Here is a 14,568-nt window from a genome sequence, read left to right on the forward strand (position 1 = left end):
CAGTGATTGAATCAGCGCTTCCCTTGACGGATGATTTCACTTTCCTTATGATGAAGAAAAGGGGGTGACACCATGAGACGCTGGATTATGCATGTGGATATGGATGCATTCTTTGCTTCCGTGGAACAGCGGGATCATGATGAATGGAAGGGAAAGCCTGTCATTGTAGGCGGGAAGAGCCGCCGGGGCGTGGTGGCCACCGCCTCCTACGAAGCAAGGAAGTACGGCGTCCACTCCGCCATGCCCGTTTCCAAGGCTCGGGAGCGCTGCCCCTTCGGCATTTTCGCAGAACCCCGGTTTTCCGTATACAAGGAAACGTCCGATGAAATCCATGCAATCATGCTTCATTACGCCGATGCCTACGAGCCTATTTCACTGGACGAAGCCTTTCTGGACATTTCCGCCATGGGAAGCCAGTACCCCACCCTGGGGGCCATCGGGCGGGCCATCAAGAAGGAAATCCTGGAGAAAACCCGTCTGGTGGCGTCGGTGGGCATTGCGCCCAATAAATTTCTGGCCAAAATGGCCAGCGACATGGATAAGCCCGACGGCCTTTTCATCATTCCCTACGGAAAAGAAAAGGAAATCCTCAGGCCCCTGCCGGTGCGCCGCCTTTGGGGCGTGGGAAAAGTGACCGAAAGCCGGCTGGTGAAGGCAGGCTTTAAGACCATAGGAAATATCCAGGATGCATCCATGGAAGACCTGGCGGCCATTCTGGGAAACCAGGGCGCTGTCTTAAAGCGCCTTTCCTTTGGCGTGGACGACAGGCCGGTGGAGGCGGAGCGGGAAATCAAATCCATCGGCGATGAATCCACCTATGAAATGGACATATCCGATCCTTCGGTGATTGACCGGGAAATCGCCATCCACAGCGACGTGGTGGCCCAGAGGCTCAGGAAACATAACCTTACCGCCCGCACGGTGACATTGAAAATCCGGTTCGCCTCCTTCCGTACCGTAACCCGTTCCCTTTCCTTTGAAGAAGGCACCAGTCTCCAGGAGGAAATCTACGGCTATGCGGCAGAGCTCCTTCGGAAAATCCCCCTCACTGAAGGGGTGCGGCTCATCGGCGTCACCGCCTCCCGCCTGGGGCCGCCCCTCTCCATGGCCTCTCTCTTTTCTGAAAACCGGGACAAAAGAAACCGGGCCGCCGCAGCCATGGACGAAATCCAGGCCCGCTTCGGCAGAAAAGCTCTGCAGAAAGGATTCTGGCTGGAAGAGAAGAAATAAGGCCGTCGGCTATCGGCTTACCGCTTACCACTGTCCCACTATTCCACCGGCCCACTTATCTCCCATCCATAGCCCATGGGCCTTTGACAGGAATCCCCTGCATTGAGTATGATTGAGAAAGGGAAAATATTTTTTTGAAGCAGAGGAGGAACTGCTATGAAATCTTTAGTTTTATGGTCATCCCGTACAGGAAATACAAAGGCAGTGGCACAGGCCATTTATGATGCCCTTCCTGGAGAAAAGGATATAGTAGAAGAGGGGCGGGAAAAGGATACGTCCGGCTATGATGTGATATTCGTGGGCTTCTGGGGCTTCCGCCGGGGCGCCGATATGGCGGCAAGGAGAACCCTTGCTTCCCTTCATAATAAAAAGGTGGCCATCTACGGTACTGCCGGCACCTATCCCGACTCCGCCGCAGCCAGGGACTATCTGGCTAATGCCGCTGCTCTCCTTCCGGAGGACTCCACCTGCCTTGGCACCTTCATCTGCCAGGGACGGGTTCACTCCTTCCACATCGGAAAGCGGAGCGAACATGCCCAGAAGGTCCATCCCATGACGCCGGACAGACTGAAGCGTCTGGAGGAAGCGGAAAAGCATCCCAATGAGGAAGATTTCAGGAATGCCGCTGCCTGGGCGCTGGATATGGTGAAAAAAGCGGGATGCTGAGGCGGTAGTGCTACAGTGCCACAATAGCGGCGCTAAGCTGTATTCCCGAAGGTTGACGCTCGCTGACGCGGGCGAGGGTTGAGCCAGCCGCCGGGCTGACGCCCTGGGCTGGCAGGGTTCTGCCTGTGATCGGCTTCGCCTTACAGGCGGGCTCCGGGCTTGCGCCCTCGGGAGTTATGTAGTATCGCTCCGCTGGGGAGGTGAGCGCCCTGCGGGCGCCATTTTGTATGCCGCTTCGCGGCAGTGCGGCTTTCGCCGCCGGCAGGCGGCATGTATACTGGCGCCGCAGGCGCCGTACCTCGCCAGCGCAGCGGTATTATATAACTCCCTGGGCCGAAGGCCCTGAACCCATCCGGGAGGCGCCAGCCGGTCCCGGATAGAGCCCTTGGCGCTGAGGGCCGCAGGCCGGATAGCGCCATCAACCCTCGCGGCGAAGCCGCGTCAACCTTCGGGAATACAGGTAAGCACCGATAAGAGCCATTACCCCAAGAGACATTAGCTAAGAAAGATAGGAACCACATGAAAGGACAAATGACACTGGGCATTACCGCCTCCATACTGGCGGCCTTTTTATTTACCGTCATGGACGTGAGCGCCAAAGTACTGGCCCCTCTGGGCATGGGAGAGATTACCTTTATCCGCGGAATGGCGGGGCTCTTTTTCATTCCCCTTATCGCCCGCCATGAAGGAAAGCCCATATTTTCCGGAAAGGACAGGCTCCTGCTTCACCTCAGGGGCCTTTTCGGCGGCTTTGGCATTCTCCTTTTCTTCTACAGTCTGCCGGGGCTGAAGCTGGGGGATGCGGAAATCCTGGCGCAGCTCTCCGCCTTTTTCATGTGCATTCTGTCTCCCATTTTTCTTAAAACCACGCCCTCCGGGAAGGTGGTACCCTGGCTCATCACCATTGCCGCCGGCGCCGCCGTGGTGCTTCAGGTATGGAATTTTGAAGCCTTTAACAGGTACGCCCTTCTGGGCGTGATTTCCTCCTTCTGCACCGCCTCTGCCTATACCTGTATCGGCAGGCTTACGGAAAAGGGAGGCCATTCGGGGGCGGAAATTGTTTTCTATTTCCAGTTGTATTCCATGATAGGAGGTGCCATCCTTATGGTGGGACAGATGGTGCTTCCTTCCGGCACGGACTGGATATGGATTTTCTTCATGTCCTTCTCCGCCCTCTTCGCCCAGGTGGCTCTTACCTGGGGATGTACCCATATCCCGCCGGTGATTGTTACCTTCGCCATGTACACGGGCATCCTCTTCCACATCCTGGCAGGCTGGCTTCTCTGGGGAGAAAGGCTTACGCTTTTCTCCTGGGCAGGAGGCGCAGTCATCGTCTTCGGAAGCGCCATGCTGCTGTGGAAGACAAGGAGGAGCTAGGGGTAGAGACAATAGCGGCGGGCAGCTGTATTCCCGAAGGTTGACACGCCCGTAAGGGCGCGTCAACCTTCGGGAATACAGGTAAGCACCGTAGTGCCTCAACAGTGCCTCAACAGTGCCACCTATTTTGTCAAGGAAATTTCATTGACAGGCACCACCGACTTGGATATAATTATTCTGTTATGGTGTGCGAAAAATGGCACTGCCAGTATGTAAGGAGGTGTTACTCATGGCAAAAATGACATTCCAGCCGAACAACCACTGGAGAAAACAGACTCACGGTTTCCGCGCTCGTATGAAAACAAAAGCAGGCCGTATTGTTCTGAAGAGAAGAAGAGCAAAGGGCAGAAAGGTATTAAGTGCCTAATCTAGATGAGAAGGGAAAGGCGGATTTCAGTCTTCCCCGCTCTTCCCGTATACGACAGAACAGGGACTACCGAAGAATTTATCGCCAGGGCAGACGTTTCAGCAACCGGGCGGGTCTTCTTTACCTGGTAAAATCCAGAAGAAGCGAGATCCGCATGGGCTTTGTGGTGACGAAGAAAATTGGTCATGCCTTTGCCCGCAATCGGGCCAAACGACTGATGAAGGAGGTTTACCGCCTCCACCGGCATGAACTGGCTCCCCACTATGAAGCAGTCCTTCTGGCAGGCTCGTTTCTGACGAGGGCCGGCTACAAGGAAGCGGAAAAGGCCATACTGGCATTATGGCGAAAGGCCGGGATTCTGGAGCATTGATATGAAAACTGTACTCATGGCGCTTATCCGCTTTTACAGAATGTTCATTTCTCCACTAAAGCCTCCCTGCTGCCGGTTTACACCTACCTGCAGTGAATATGCCCTGCAGGCGATAGAAAAATACGGTGCCCTGAAAGGCAGCTGGCTCGCAGTCAAACGGATTATCCGCTGCAATCCATTTTGCAAAGGCGGCTATGATCCCTTGCGGTGAAGTGGCTGCTTTTTTTGTACAGCAATGATTTTCCAAGGCAGGATTTCCTGCACTTTTTTGGCAGTATTTTCCATTTCCATAACATGAAGCAGGCGGAAAACCGCCACCCATGAAATCGAGCGGACTTTGAAATGCAGAAGTCCGTGATTCAACGGTTGAAATGAAGACCGTACAAGGAGTAATAATGAGTGATTTTCAGATTCCGCTTCTGAGCAATTTTGTAGGCTTCCTTGCAGACATTATGCGTATCTGCCTGCAGTATGCCTACAAACTGACCGATGACCTGGGATTCCCAAGCTACGGGATTGCCATCATCGTTCTGACCATTATCATCAAGACAGCGCTCCTTCCGCTGGCCGTGAAACAGATCAAATCCATGAAGGCTATGCAGGAAATCCAGCCATTGATGCAGCAGGTGCAGAAGAAGTATAAAAACGACCCGAAGAAACTTCGGGAAGAAATGGGCAAACTTTACAAGGAACACGGGGCCAACCCCATGTCCGGCTGCCTCCCTCTTCTCATCCAGATGCCGTTCCTGGTTTCCATCTACTATGCCCTCCAGGGATTTCCCTATGACCCGGCCCACGAAAGTTTCCTGTGGCTGGAAAGTCTGGCCGTACCGGACAGCACCTACATCCTGCCCATCCTTTCCGCTGCCTCCACCTTTGTGATTTCCTGGCAGACCACACCGAAGGACGCACCGGGAAACCAGAAAACCATGCTTCTGGTCATGCCCCTCATGATCGGCTGGATGTCCCTGAACTTCCCCAGCGGCCTGGTTATCTACTGGATCGTGGTGAACCTGTACCAGCTGGTGCAGCAGACCATCATGTTCCGTGAAGAAATGGTGGACCGCTTCAAAGGCGCCGCTCCCAAGAAGGGGGTAGTCACCGTTCACGGCGACGTGCAGCAGGAACAGCTGAAGGAAACGAAGAAGAAAAAGGTGATTCGCAAGAGAGTCATCAAGAAGGTTGTCAAGAAGAAAGCGGACGACCCAGAAGCGCACAGCGAAGAAAATAAAGAAGCCTCTGCAGAAAAGGATGCGCCTTCCGAAGCAAAGGAAGAAAAGAAATCCACCGCTGCAGATACTCCTGCAAAGGAAGACGCTGCCAAAGCAGTACCTTCCGATACAAAAGAGTCCAAGGATTCCGGGGAGGCTGAAGATAAGAAATGAGAACAGTGAGAATCACCGCAAAAACCATTGAGGTAGCTGTAGAAGAAGGTTTAAAGCAGCTGGGCATCAGCCGCGAGGAAGCTGTCGTTCATGTAGTGGAACAGCCCTCCAGCGGACTTTTCGGACTCATCCACAAGAAAATGGCAGTGGTAGATATTTCTGCTCCTGACGAAGAAATTCCGGAAGAACCGGCAGAAGAACCGAAGGCGGAAGAAAAGGCAGAACCTCTCCAGGAAGCAAAACCGGAAGAGAAGCCTGAAGAACCGGCGCCGGCTCCGGAAGAGAAAGCCGTAGAGAAGGCGAAGGAAGAAACAAAGGACAAATTCGTTTTCAAACAGGAAGAACAGGACAAAACTGCTGAAGAAGCGAAGAAATTCCTGGCCTCCGTTTTCAAGGGCATGCACCTGGACGTCACCATGGAATGCATGATGAACGAAGAACGGATTCTCCTGAACCTCCACGGTGAAGGCCTTGGCATCCTCATCGGCAAGCACGGCCAGACACTGGACGCCCTCCAGTACCTTACCAACCTGGCTGCCGGCAAAGCCTTCCATCACCACTACTTCGTCCTTCTTGACGTGGAAAACTACAGGGAACGGCGCAAGGACACCCTGGAAGCCCTGGCAAGAAGACTGGCAGGCAAGGTGAAACGGACCGGCGAAGCGGTAAAACTGGAACCCATGGCTGCCGGCGAACGCCGCATCATCCATCTGGCGCTGCAGAATGACGGCGCCGTGACAACGGAAAGCGAAGGCGAAGCGCCGCATCGTTATGTGGTTATCCGTCTGAAAGACTGATATCGGTCAAAAAACATGGATGATATTCATCCATGTTTTTTGTGTCTTTTTATGGGCGGACTCACTTTTCCGTGACTTCCGCTCTTCATGATATAATAAAAACATATTTCCAAAAGGGAGGAGGGAAGACTATGGTGCCTGCAGAATCGGATGAACCGAAGCTTATTTTGACATATCCTCATAAATCCGGCTTCAATACGATAGGCTGGCCTTCTATGGTATCTTCATCTCTTATTGTTCTATCAATACTGAAGCATCTGATAAGCAACGGAAGCGATTTTTCAGATACAATGATTATTGTAGCAGTGCTGATTTACGGTCCAATTCTTATCTTTTTTATGGGAAGTTATCTCTTCCTGAACGGAGTAAAGCTGGAAATTGATGAAAACAATACCGTCAAATATTACACATATGGAAGCAGAGGACAGAGCGTATTACATTTTAAATTCAGGTTTGAAGACATAGAGCAGGTAACGGTTAGAAAGTATCCCTTTGATTGCTCCAAAGTAACCGTAACCATCAGAAATCCGATTTGTTGTGTCTGGCATGAGAAGAAATTAAATAAGCAGGTGAGCGTAAATATTATTGCTGACAGAAAAGCATCGGAATCTTTCAGGAGGCACATGGAACAATTCCAAAGGAATAAAATAAGCGCATAAATTGGACATTAAAGCTGTTAAAATTTTAAAAACAAAGTAGCCATTCATGGAACAGTAAATCAAATCAGTTTACTGCTTTTTTCTTATTCAAAGTTAGGGTGATAGGGCATCTTCAACTGTTTTTGCGTTGAAAAACAGCTGCCGGAAGGCAGCGGCATTTATTTTTTTGAGAGTCTTCACGAGAGAGAACATGATATAATAAAAATATCTACTTTGACAGGAAGGAGGAGACACTGTGGCGCCTGCAGAATTGCTTAAAAAATATTTCGGTTATGATGCATTCCGCCCCATGCAGAAAGAAGTGATTGATACGATTGCGGGGGGGAAAGATGTATTGGCTATCATGCCTACCGGCGCAGGCAAGTCCATCTGTTTTCAGATTCCGGCTCTTCTCTTTCCTTACGGAACGGTGATTATTTCCCCTCTGATTTCCCTGATGAAGGATCAGGTGGAGTCCCTGACGGAGCAGGGCATTCCGGCTTCCTTTGTGAACAGCACCATTCCCTACGAGGAGTCCATCGAGCGTCTCCGGAATCTGTACCGGGGGAAAATCAAGCTGCTTTACATGGCGCCGGAAAAGCTGGAGCCCTCTTATTTCACCCAGTGCCTTGCCCAGGTGCCTCTTTCCATGATCGTCATCGACGAGGCCCACTGCGTATCCCAGTGGGGACATGATTTCCGCCCCTCCTACCGGAAAATCAAGGATTTCATCGATTCCCTGCCCCGCCGGCCGGTGGTGACAGCCTTTACGGCCACTGCCACTCCCGTGGTGGAGGCGGATATGAAGCAGAGCCTGGGTCTGGAGAAGGCCCAGGTGTTCCGCACAGGCCTTGACCGGCCGAACCTGTCCTTTCGGGTCATCCAGGGGGCGGGGAAGGAGGATTTCATCCTTCGCTATGTGAAGAGCCATAAAAAGGAAAGCGGCATTATTTACTGCGCCACCAGAAAGGCGGTGGACCAGGTGTACAGCCTGCTCCTGCGCCGGGGAATCAGCGCAGGCCGCTACCATGCAGGCATGGAGGATGAAGCCCGGCGGAAGGCACAGGAGGATTTCTCCTTTGATAACGTAACAGTCATGGTGGCCACCAATGCCTTCGGCATGGGTATCGACAAGAGCAATGTGCGCTATGTCATCCATTACCAGATGCCCAAAAGTCTGGAGTCCTACTACCAGGAAGCAGGAAGGGCAGGCCGGGACGGCGGGAAATCGGAATGCATCCTTCTCTACAGCAGCAGGGATGCAGGCATCCAGCGCTATCTCATCGAACAGGGAAACCAGGATGAAGACCAGCGGAAAATGGATTATCACCGGCTGAATGCCATGGTGGATTACTGCCAGACCACATCCTGCCTTCGGAATTTCATCCTGGCCTACTTCGGCGAAAAGGTGCAGGAGCCCTGCGGCCACTGCGGCAACTGCGAAAGCGGGAAGGGGAAGGTGGACATTACCGATACCGCCTCCCTGGTGTTCCGCACCATCCGCTCCCTTCACGAGCGCTTCGGCACCGCTGTCATTGCAGATGTGCTTCACGGAAGCCACTCCCGCATGATTTTGGACAGGAAACTGGAAACGGCGCCTACGTTTGGGAAATTGTCCTTCGTGAAGGTCACCCATCTCAAGAGCGCTCTCAATAATTTCCTGGCCGACGGATATCTGAGGCGGGAAGGGGAGCCCTATGCAGTGCTGAAGCTCACAGATAAAGCGAAGAACGTGCTGGCAGGAAAGGAAACGGTCATGGGGCTTGCCTTCGGTGCGGAAGACGCCATGGCAGACGCGGCGGTGGAAAGGAAAATCGACAGGAATCCCCTCCGCCGGGGCGGTCTTTTCGAAAAGCTCCGCACCCTCCGCACCTTCATTGCCCGGGAAGAACAGGTGCCGCCTTTCGTGGTATTTTCTGATGCCACCCTGGAAGACATGGCAGTCCTGAAGCCCCAGACATTGGAAGACATGGGAAAGGTGCACGGCGTAGGCGCCTTCAAGCTGGAAAAATACGGCGCCCGCTTCCTGGAAGTCCTTCGCGGTGAGGAAGGGGAAGAAGAAAGGGAAGAGGAAACGGACAATGAAGAGGACAGCCTTCTTTTGAATGAGCTGAAGGATCTCCGCCGCCGCATGGCAGGAGAATTCCATAAGGCGCCCAAGTCCATTTTCTCCGATGACATTCTGGAATCCATGGTGCTCCAGCGGCCTTCCACCCTGGAGGAACTAAAGCGTATCCGGGGCATCGGCTCCAAAAAGGCGGCAGCCTACGGCGTGCCCTTCCTGAAGATTTTAGGAAGGGGCCTCCCTGCTGAAGCGCCTGTTTCCGGTGATATTATCCAGGGAGCCTACTTCCTTTTCCTGAAAAAGGCAAGGGACCGGCTGGCGGACAAAGCAGGCCTTCCGGCGGAAGACTTCTTCTCCGAAGAAAACCTCCGCCGCCTCTCCGGCGGCGACAGCCATGTCCTTTCCTCCCTTCCTCCGGCAGAGGCGGCGGAATTCCGGAAAGCCGTGGAGAACTATAAGAAAATCAAGGGGAGATAATGCGGCGGGCAGCGGTATTCCCGAAGGCTCTCCGCCCCTTACGGGCGTGAGGGTTGATGGCGCTATTGGGCCTGTGGCCCTCAGCGCCAAAGGTTCTGTCCGGGACCGGCTGACGCCTCCCGGACGGGTTCAGGGCCTTCGGCCCAGGGAGTTATATAGTACCACTGCGTTGGCGAGGTGGGTGCCTGCCGGCACCATTTTATAAAGCCGCCAAAGGCGGCATATATACTCATCGCCGCGGAGCGGCGATACCACCACCCTCTGAACCTTCTGAACCTTCTGAACCCTTTGAACCCTCTGAACCCGGGACCACGCAGTGGCCCCATGGGCGATACCACCACCCCCAGGCCGCAGCCCCATAAACCTTCTGCACTTTTGAATGCACCGCATTTTTTCTCAAATGAAACCATCAAAAAAGGAGACACCATGAGCCTTGCAGATAAAGAATACCTTGGCATTGTAAAGAACATACTGGAAAAGGGAAAGCTGGGGCAGAACCGTACCGGCATGCCGGCCTACAAGCTGCCCCACCAGATCATGCAGTTTGACCTGGAAAAGGAATTTCCCATCCTCACCACGAAATTCGTGGCATTTAAGACGGCGGTGAAGGAAATCCTCTGGATCTGGCAGAAGCAGTCCAACGACGTGCGTCTGCTGCAGCAGTGGAACTGCCATATCTGGGACGAATGGATGCGGGAAGACGGCACCATCGGCAAGGCCTACGGCTACCAGCTGGCCAAGTACCACCAGGTGGACACCCTTCTGGAAACGCTGAAGAAGGATCCCCAGAGCCGCCGCATGGTGGTGGATCTCTGGAATGCAGGGGATCTGCCGGACATGGCTCTTTATCCCTGCGCCTTCCTCACCATGTGGGATGTGTCCGATGAGGGCAGGCTGAACTGCATGCTGGTGCAGCGAAGCGGCGACATGGGATTGGGCGTCCCTTTCAACATGGCCCAGTACGCCGCCCTCATCCATATGATTGCCCAGGTAAGCGGCCTTCGTCCCGGCCTCTTCACCCATGTCATCAATAATGCCCATATTTATGAAAACCATGCGGAGGCGCTGCAGATGCAGCTGCAGCGGCTGCCTGAGGCCTATGAAGCGCCGAAGCTGGTGCTGAATCCGGGAATTCACGATTTCTATGATTTCCAGCCGGAAGACATTGTGCTGGAAAATTACAAACATCATGATAAGATTGCCATGGAGGTGTCCGTATGAGCCTTTCTATCATTGTGGCCCGGGCGTCCAACGGGGTCATTGGAAATGAAAACCGCCTCATCTGGCATCTGTCCGACGATTTGAAAAGGTTCAAAGCCCTCACCATGGGCCATCCCATCATCATGGGACGGAAAACCTTTGAAAGCCTGCCGAAGGTGCTGCCCGGAAGGACTCATTATGTGCTTACAGGAAACAGGCAGTACAAAGCGCCGGAGGGGGTGCTCCTTTTCCACACGGTGGAAGACCTGCTGGCCGCTCTGCCGGAGGGGGAGAACTTTGTCATCGGCGGCGAGCATATGTACAGGGAAATGCTGCCCCATGCAGACACCCTCTATATTACGGAAGTCATGAAAGACTATGAGGGAGACGCCTTCTTCCCGCCCTTTGACGAAAAAGAGTGGCAGCTCACGGAAAAAACGGCGGGAGAAGGGGACATTCCCCATGACTTCTGCACCTACAAAAGAAAGTAAGGAAGGGATACTATGAAAATTGCAGTACGCTATTACAGCCGCGGCGGCGCCACGGAAAAGGTGTCAAAGGCCATTGCCCGGGAAGCGGGAGAACGGGCGGAAACCACGGACAGGGGACTGGATAAAAAGGTGGATCTCCTTTTTATCGGAAGCGGCATTTACAAAGGCCACATTGACAGCCATGTGAAAGAATTCGTGGAAAGCCTGGATGCGTCTAAGGTGGGAAAGGCTGTCTTCTTCAGTACCGCCATGCTGGGCGGCGGGAAGAGCGATGAGGAAATAGGAAAGCTCCTTTCGGAAAAGGGGATTCCCATGGACACCCGAACCTTCCACTGCCATGGCAAGTTCCTCTTCTTCCACAGAGGCCATCCGGATAAAAAGGATCTGCTGGACGCGGAAATCTTTGCACGGAAAATCATCAGGAAATAAAAATGAAGCAGCGCTTTGGGGGCGCTGCTTTTTTGATGCCCTGCCAAGGGGTAGAATCATGGGCCGGGTGACAGGATGCGCTTTTGACGGTCACATAAGGGTACCGGTTGAAATCTTCGGTAATTTCAAGGATATTTTGAGGAATTTATATTTCAAAGTGTCCGAAAAGATAATTTTAAATATCGAATTTATTAGATTAAATGATTCAAATTTGAAAGTTAATAAGAATTATAATTAATAAAATCCTAATTCGAGAATACATGCTTAAATATTTAAATACGGGATACCATATAAAAAATATTTGGTATTATTGACTAATAAGGCATGGCAGGCTTATGATAGGGCCGTAGTAACGAGAGCAGTTATCAGTTATATAGAAAGGGGAAGAGGATATGATGCCTCTTATTTTTGCAAAGGAGGGGGACACCGTCACCATCCGGCGCATTGCCGGACGGGACGATGTGCGCCAGCACCTGGCGGAACTGGGTTTTGTGGTGGATTCGCCGGTGCTTATTGTGAGTCATATGGCCGGAAACCTCATCGTCCAGGTGAAGGGAAGCCGGGTGGCCCTGGATAAATCCATGGCCCGGAAGATATTTTACTGAGAGAAGGAAATCTGAGATGAAAACATTGAAGGAAGTGCCCGTAGGAGGGCAGGTGACAGTGAAGAGGATTCATGGAGAAGGACCTCTTCGCCGCCGCATTATGGATATGGGAATTACCAAAGGCACCGAAGTGTACGTGCGTAAGGTGGCTCCTTTGGGAGATCCGGTGGAGCTCACTGTCCGGGGTTATGAACTGTCTATCCGCAAAAATGAAGCGGAAGCCATTGAAGTGGAGTAAGGGGGAAATCGTATATGTCAATCAGAATTGCCCTGGCGGGCAACCCGAACTGCGGGAAAACGACTTTATTTAACGAACTCACCGGCAGCTCCCAGTACGTAGGTAACTGGCCCGGCGTGACGGTGGAAAAGAAGGACGGCCTCCTTAAAAAGCATAAGAATGTCATTATCCAGGATCTGCCGGGAATTTATTCCCTTTCCCCCTACACCATGGAAGAAAAGGTGGCCCGGAATTACCTGGTGAATGAACAGCCCGACGTGATTTTAAATATCATCGACGGCACGAATCTGGAAAGAAATCTCTATCTGTCCACCCAGCTCATCGAAATCGGTCTCCCTGTGGTGATGGCAGTGAACATGATGGACCTGGTGAAAAAGAACGGGGATGTCATTGACGTCAGAAAAATGGGGGAAGCCCTGGGCTGCGAAGTGGTTGAAATTTCCGCCCTCCAGGGGAAGGGCTGCATGGAAGCGGCTGAAAGGGCAGTGGAAGCGGCCAGAGCGAAAAAGCGGGTCCACCTCCCCTCCGTCTTCACCGGCAGTGTGGAACGTGCCATTGCCCATATCGAAGAAACCATTGCGCCGAAGGTGGAGGACCGTTTCCTCCGCTGGTACGCCATCAAGGTCTTTGAACGGGACGAAGATGCCACAGCGGCCCTGCAGCTTGACCCGAAAACCGTGAGCCATCTGGAAGGGCACATTAAAGACTGCGAAGAGGAAATGGACGACGACTCCGAATCCATCATCATCAACCAGCGCTATTCCTATATTGCAAAGGTTATCGGCTCCGTGCTGAAGAGGAAGACCGCCGCCCATACCATGACCCTGTCTGACAAAATCGACCGTGTGGTGACCAACCGCATTCTGGCCCTGCCTATTTTCTTCCTCATTATGACGGCGGTTTACTTCATTTCCTGCTCCCTCATCGGCGGACCGGTGACGGACTGGGTGAATGATGATTTCTTCGGCGGCATCGTTTCCGACGCCGCATCGGATATGCTAACGGCCATCGAAGCGTCGGACTGGCTGGAAAGCCTGGTGGTGGACGGCATCATCGGTGGCGTAGGCACGGTGCTTGGTTTCGTGCCCCAGATTCTTGCCATTTTCTTCTTCCTCTCCCTGTTGGAAGACTCGGGCTACATGGCCCGGGTGGCCTTCATTATGGACAGGATTTTCAGGAAATTCGGACTTTCCGGAAAATCCTTCATCCCCATCCTGGTGGGCAGCGGCTGCGGCGTGCCGGCAGTCATGGCGGCAAGAACCATTGAGGACCAGCGGGACCGCCGCATGACCATCATGCTCTGCACCTTCATCCCCTGCTCCGCCAAGGCGGTCATTATTGCCATGATTACCTCCACCTTCTTCCCGGACTCCGTCCTCATGGCGCCGTCCATGTACTTCCTGGGCATTGCGGTCATCGTCCTTTCCGGCATTGCGCTGAAAAAGACCTCCGCCTTTGCCGGAGAACCGGCTCCCTTCGTCATGGAACTTCCGGCGTACCATATGCCTTCCATGAAGGGCGTGCTCATCCACATGTGGGAAAGGGCGAAAGGTTTCATTATCAAAGCCGGCACCATCATCTTTGCGGTCTGCGTCATCATCTGGTTCTTCTCCTCCTTCAACATCACCATGGACATGGTGGATGATATGGAAGAATCCATGCTGGCAGGCTTCGGACACATGATTTCCTGGATTTTCGCACCTCTTGGACTGGGTGACTGGAAAGGCGCCGTGGCCGTCATCACGGCGGAAATGGCGAAAGAAAGTGCCATCGGCACCCTGGCCGTACTAAACGGCGTAGCCAAGGAAGCGGAAGATGAAGTGGTCATGGCCGGAATTTCCGGTATGTTCACCCCCATTGCCGCCTTCTCCTACATGATTCTGAACCTCTTCGACCCGCCTTGCATTGTGGCCATGGCCACCATTGCCAGGGAAATGGGAGACAGGAAATGGGCAGCCCTGGCCATCGGCTTCCAGGTCATCCTGGGCTATTCCCTGGCCTTCATCGCCTACAACCTGGGCGGCTGGCTCTTCTACGGCTTTGACTTCGGCATCTATCAGATCCTCTCCATTGCCCTTAGCCTGGCAGGCCTCTACTTCATCTTTAGACCGGCACCGAAGGCGGAAGAAGAAAGAGCAGAAGGCGCCGGAGCCAAAGTGTGAATTCAAAACAAGGGAAGCGCTGATTAAATCATTGTTTGCTTTTATTTTTGAATTTTTATGCAATGCGAGGA

16 protein-coding genes are annotated in these 14,568 nt (G+C 53.1%); all 16 read left to right on the forward strand.

Going from position 1 to position 14,568, the window contains the following annotated elements; genetic code table 11:
• Nucleotides 1-72: 72 nt before the first annotated feature.
• The 16 genes from B2Y11_RS02485 to feoB all read left to right on the forward strand — a co-directional run bounded on the left by B2Y11_RS02485 (nt 73) and on the right by feoB (nt 14,497).
• A complete protein-coding gene (locus tag B2Y11_RS02485) occupies nt 73-1,230 on the forward strand; it encodes a DNA polymerase IV (protein ID WP_291055769.1) in 1,158 nt (385 codons plus the stop codon).
• Between the two features lie 156 nt (nt 1,231-1,386).
• Nucleotides 1,387-1,896 (forward strand): flavodoxin family protein, encoded by a 510-nt coding sequence (locus B2Y11_RS02490; protein WP_291055771.1) that lies wholly within the window; start codon nt 1,387-1,389, stop codon nt 1,894-1,896.
• A gap of 519 nt (nt 1,897-2,415) precedes the next feature.
• Nucleotides 2,416-3,273 (forward strand): DMT family transporter, encoded by an 858-nt coding sequence (locus B2Y11_RS02495; RefSeq protein ID WP_291055774.1) that lies wholly within the window; start codon nt 2,416-2,418, stop codon nt 3,271-3,273.
• A 229-nt stretch (nt 3,274-3,502) separates the two neighbouring features.
• Nucleotides 3,503-3,640 carry a 50S ribosomal protein L34 gene (rpmH, locus tag B2Y11_RS02500; RefSeq protein WP_008860520.1) on the forward strand — a complete coding sequence of 46 codons (138 nt, stop codon included), beginning with the start codon at nt 3,503-3,505 and terminating at the stop codon, nt 3,638-3,640.
• Nucleotides 3,633-4,010, forward strand: coding sequence for a ribonuclease P protein component (rnpA, locus tag B2Y11_RS02505; RefSeq protein WP_291055785.1), 378 nt, complete (start codon nt 3,633-3,635; stop codon nt 4,008-4,010). Before rpmH ends, rnpA begins: the two co-directional genes overlap by 8 nt.
• A gap of 1 nt (nt 4,011) precedes the next feature.
• A complete protein-coding gene (yidD, locus tag B2Y11_RS02510; RefSeq protein ID WP_291055788.1) occupies nt 4,012-4,221 on the forward strand; it encodes a membrane protein insertion efficiency factor YidD in 210 nt (69 codons plus the stop codon).
• Nucleotides 4,222-4,405: 184 nt separating this feature from the next.
• Nucleotides 4,406-5,395: a YidC/Oxa1 family membrane protein insertase gene (locus B2Y11_RS02515; protein ID WP_374110746.1), complete on the forward strand. Its 990-nt coding sequence runs from the start codon at nt 4,406-4,408 to the stop codon at nt 5,393-5,395.
• The gene (gene jag, locus B2Y11_RS02520) at nt 5,392-6,192 is read left to right on the forward strand and encodes an RNA-binding cell elongation regulator Jag/EloR (RefSeq protein ID WP_291055790.1); all 801 of its coding nucleotides are present in this window, start codon (nt 5,392-5,394) and stop codon (nt 6,190-6,192) included. Before B2Y11_RS02515 ends, jag begins: the two co-directional genes overlap by 4 nt.
• 131 nt (nt 6,193-6,323) lie before the next feature.
• Nucleotides 6,324-6,851, forward strand: coding sequence for a hypothetical protein (locus tag B2Y11_RS02525; RefSeq protein ID WP_291055792.1), 528 nt, complete (start codon nt 6,324-6,326; stop codon nt 6,849-6,851).
• A gap of 235 nt (nt 6,852-7,086) precedes the next feature.
• Nucleotides 7,087-9,372, forward strand: coding sequence for a DNA helicase RecQ (gene recQ, locus B2Y11_RS02530; RefSeq protein WP_291055794.1), 2,286 nt, complete (start codon nt 7,087-7,089; stop codon nt 9,370-9,372).
• A gap of 426 nt (nt 9,373-9,798) precedes the next feature.
• Nucleotides 9,799-10,593: a thymidylate synthase gene (locus B2Y11_RS02535; protein ID WP_291055797.1), complete on the forward strand. Its 795-nt coding sequence runs from the start codon at nt 9,799-9,801 to the stop codon at nt 10,591-10,593.
• Complete coding sequence (locus tag B2Y11_RS02540; protein ID WP_291055800.1) at nt 10,590-11,063, forward strand: dihydrofolate reductase; 474 nt, start codon at nt 10,590-10,592, stop codon at nt 11,061-11,063. Before B2Y11_RS02535 ends, B2Y11_RS02540 begins: the two co-directional genes overlap by 4 nt.
• A gap of 12 nt (nt 11,064-11,075) precedes the next feature.
• Nucleotides 11,076-11,492: a flavodoxin domain-containing protein gene (locus tag B2Y11_RS02545; RefSeq protein WP_291055804.1), complete on the forward strand. Its 417-nt coding sequence runs from the start codon at nt 11,076-11,078 to the stop codon at nt 11,490-11,492.
• Between the two features lie 392 nt (nt 11,493-11,884).
• Complete coding sequence (locus B2Y11_RS02550) at nt 11,885-12,097, forward strand: FeoA family protein (protein ID WP_291055807.1); 213 nt, start codon at nt 11,885-11,887, stop codon at nt 12,095-12,097.
• Between the two features lie 16 nt (nt 12,098-12,113).
• On the forward strand, nt 12,114-12,335 hold the full coding sequence (locus B2Y11_RS02555; RefSeq protein WP_291055810.1) for a FeoA family protein: 222 nt from the start codon (nt 12,114-12,116) through the stop codon (nt 12,333-12,335).
• 14 nt (nt 12,336-12,349) lie between these two features.
• The gene (feoB, locus tag B2Y11_RS02560) at nt 12,350-14,497 is read left to right on the forward strand and encodes a ferrous iron transport protein B (protein WP_291055812.1); all 2,148 of its coding nucleotides are present in this window, start codon (nt 12,350-12,352) and stop codon (nt 14,495-14,497) included.
• Nucleotides 14,498-14,568 lie beyond the last annotated feature (71 nt).

The sequence above is a fragment of the Dialister sp. UBA1703 genome (assembly GCA_002320515.1).
GTDB lineage: Bacteria > Bacillota > Negativicutes > Veillonellales > Dialisteraceae > Dialister.

What these genes read in the sequence shown, in the direction of transcription:
- B2Y11_RS02555 (WP_291055810.1), top strand. Translation starts at nt 12,114, where the DNA reads ATGAAAACATTGAAGGAAGTGCCCGTAGGAGGGCAGGTGACAGTGAAG.
- B2Y11_RS02485 (WP_291055769.1), top strand. Translation starts at nt 73, where the DNA reads ATGAGACGCTGGATTATGCATGTGGATATGGATGCATTCTTTGCTTCC.
- B2Y11_RS02535 (WP_291055797.1), top strand. Translation starts at nt 9,799, where the DNA reads ATGAGCCTTGCAGATAAAGAATACCTTGGCATTGTAAAGAACATACTG.
- B2Y11_RS02550 (WP_291055807.1), top strand. Translation starts at nt 11,885, where the DNA reads ATGATGCCTCTTATTTTTGCAAAGGAGGGGGACACCGTCACCATCCGG.
- B2Y11_RS02490 (WP_291055771.1), top strand. Translation starts at nt 1,387, where the DNA reads ATGAAATCTTTAGTTTTATGGTCATCCCGTACAGGAAATACAAAGGCA.
- rpmH (WP_008860520.1), top strand. Translation starts at nt 3,503, where the DNA reads ATGGCAAAAATGACATTCCAGCCGAACAACCACTGGAGAAAACAGACT.
- B2Y11_RS02525 (WP_291055792.1), top strand. Translation starts at nt 6,324, where the DNA reads ATGGTGCCTGCAGAATCGGATGAACCGAAGCTTATTTTGACATATCCT.
- B2Y11_RS02545 (WP_291055804.1), top strand. Translation starts at nt 11,076, where the DNA reads ATGAAAATTGCAGTACGCTATTACAGCCGCGGCGGCGCCACGGAAAAG.
- B2Y11_RS02515 (WP_374110746.1), top strand. Translation starts at nt 4,406, where the DNA reads ATGAGTGATTTTCAGATTCCGCTTCTGAGCAATTTTGTAGGCTTCCTT.
- feoB (WP_291055812.1), top strand. Translation starts at nt 12,350, where the DNA reads ATGTCAATCAGAATTGCCCTGGCGGGCAACCCGAACTGCGGGAAAACG.
- B2Y11_RS02495 (WP_291055774.1), top strand. Translation starts at nt 2,416, where the DNA reads ATGAAAGGACAAATGACACTGGGCATTACCGCCTCCATACTGGCGGCC.
- B2Y11_RS02540 (WP_291055800.1), top strand. Translation starts at nt 10,590, where the DNA reads ATGAGCCTTTCTATCATTGTGGCCCGGGCGTCCAACGGGGTCATTGGA.
- jag (WP_291055790.1), top strand. Translation starts at nt 5,392, where the DNA reads ATGAGAACAGTGAGAATCACCGCAAAAACCATTGAGGTAGCTGTAGAA.
- yidD (WP_291055788.1), top strand. Translation starts at nt 4,012, where the DNA reads ATGAAAACTGTACTCATGGCGCTTATCCGCTTTTACAGAATGTTCATT.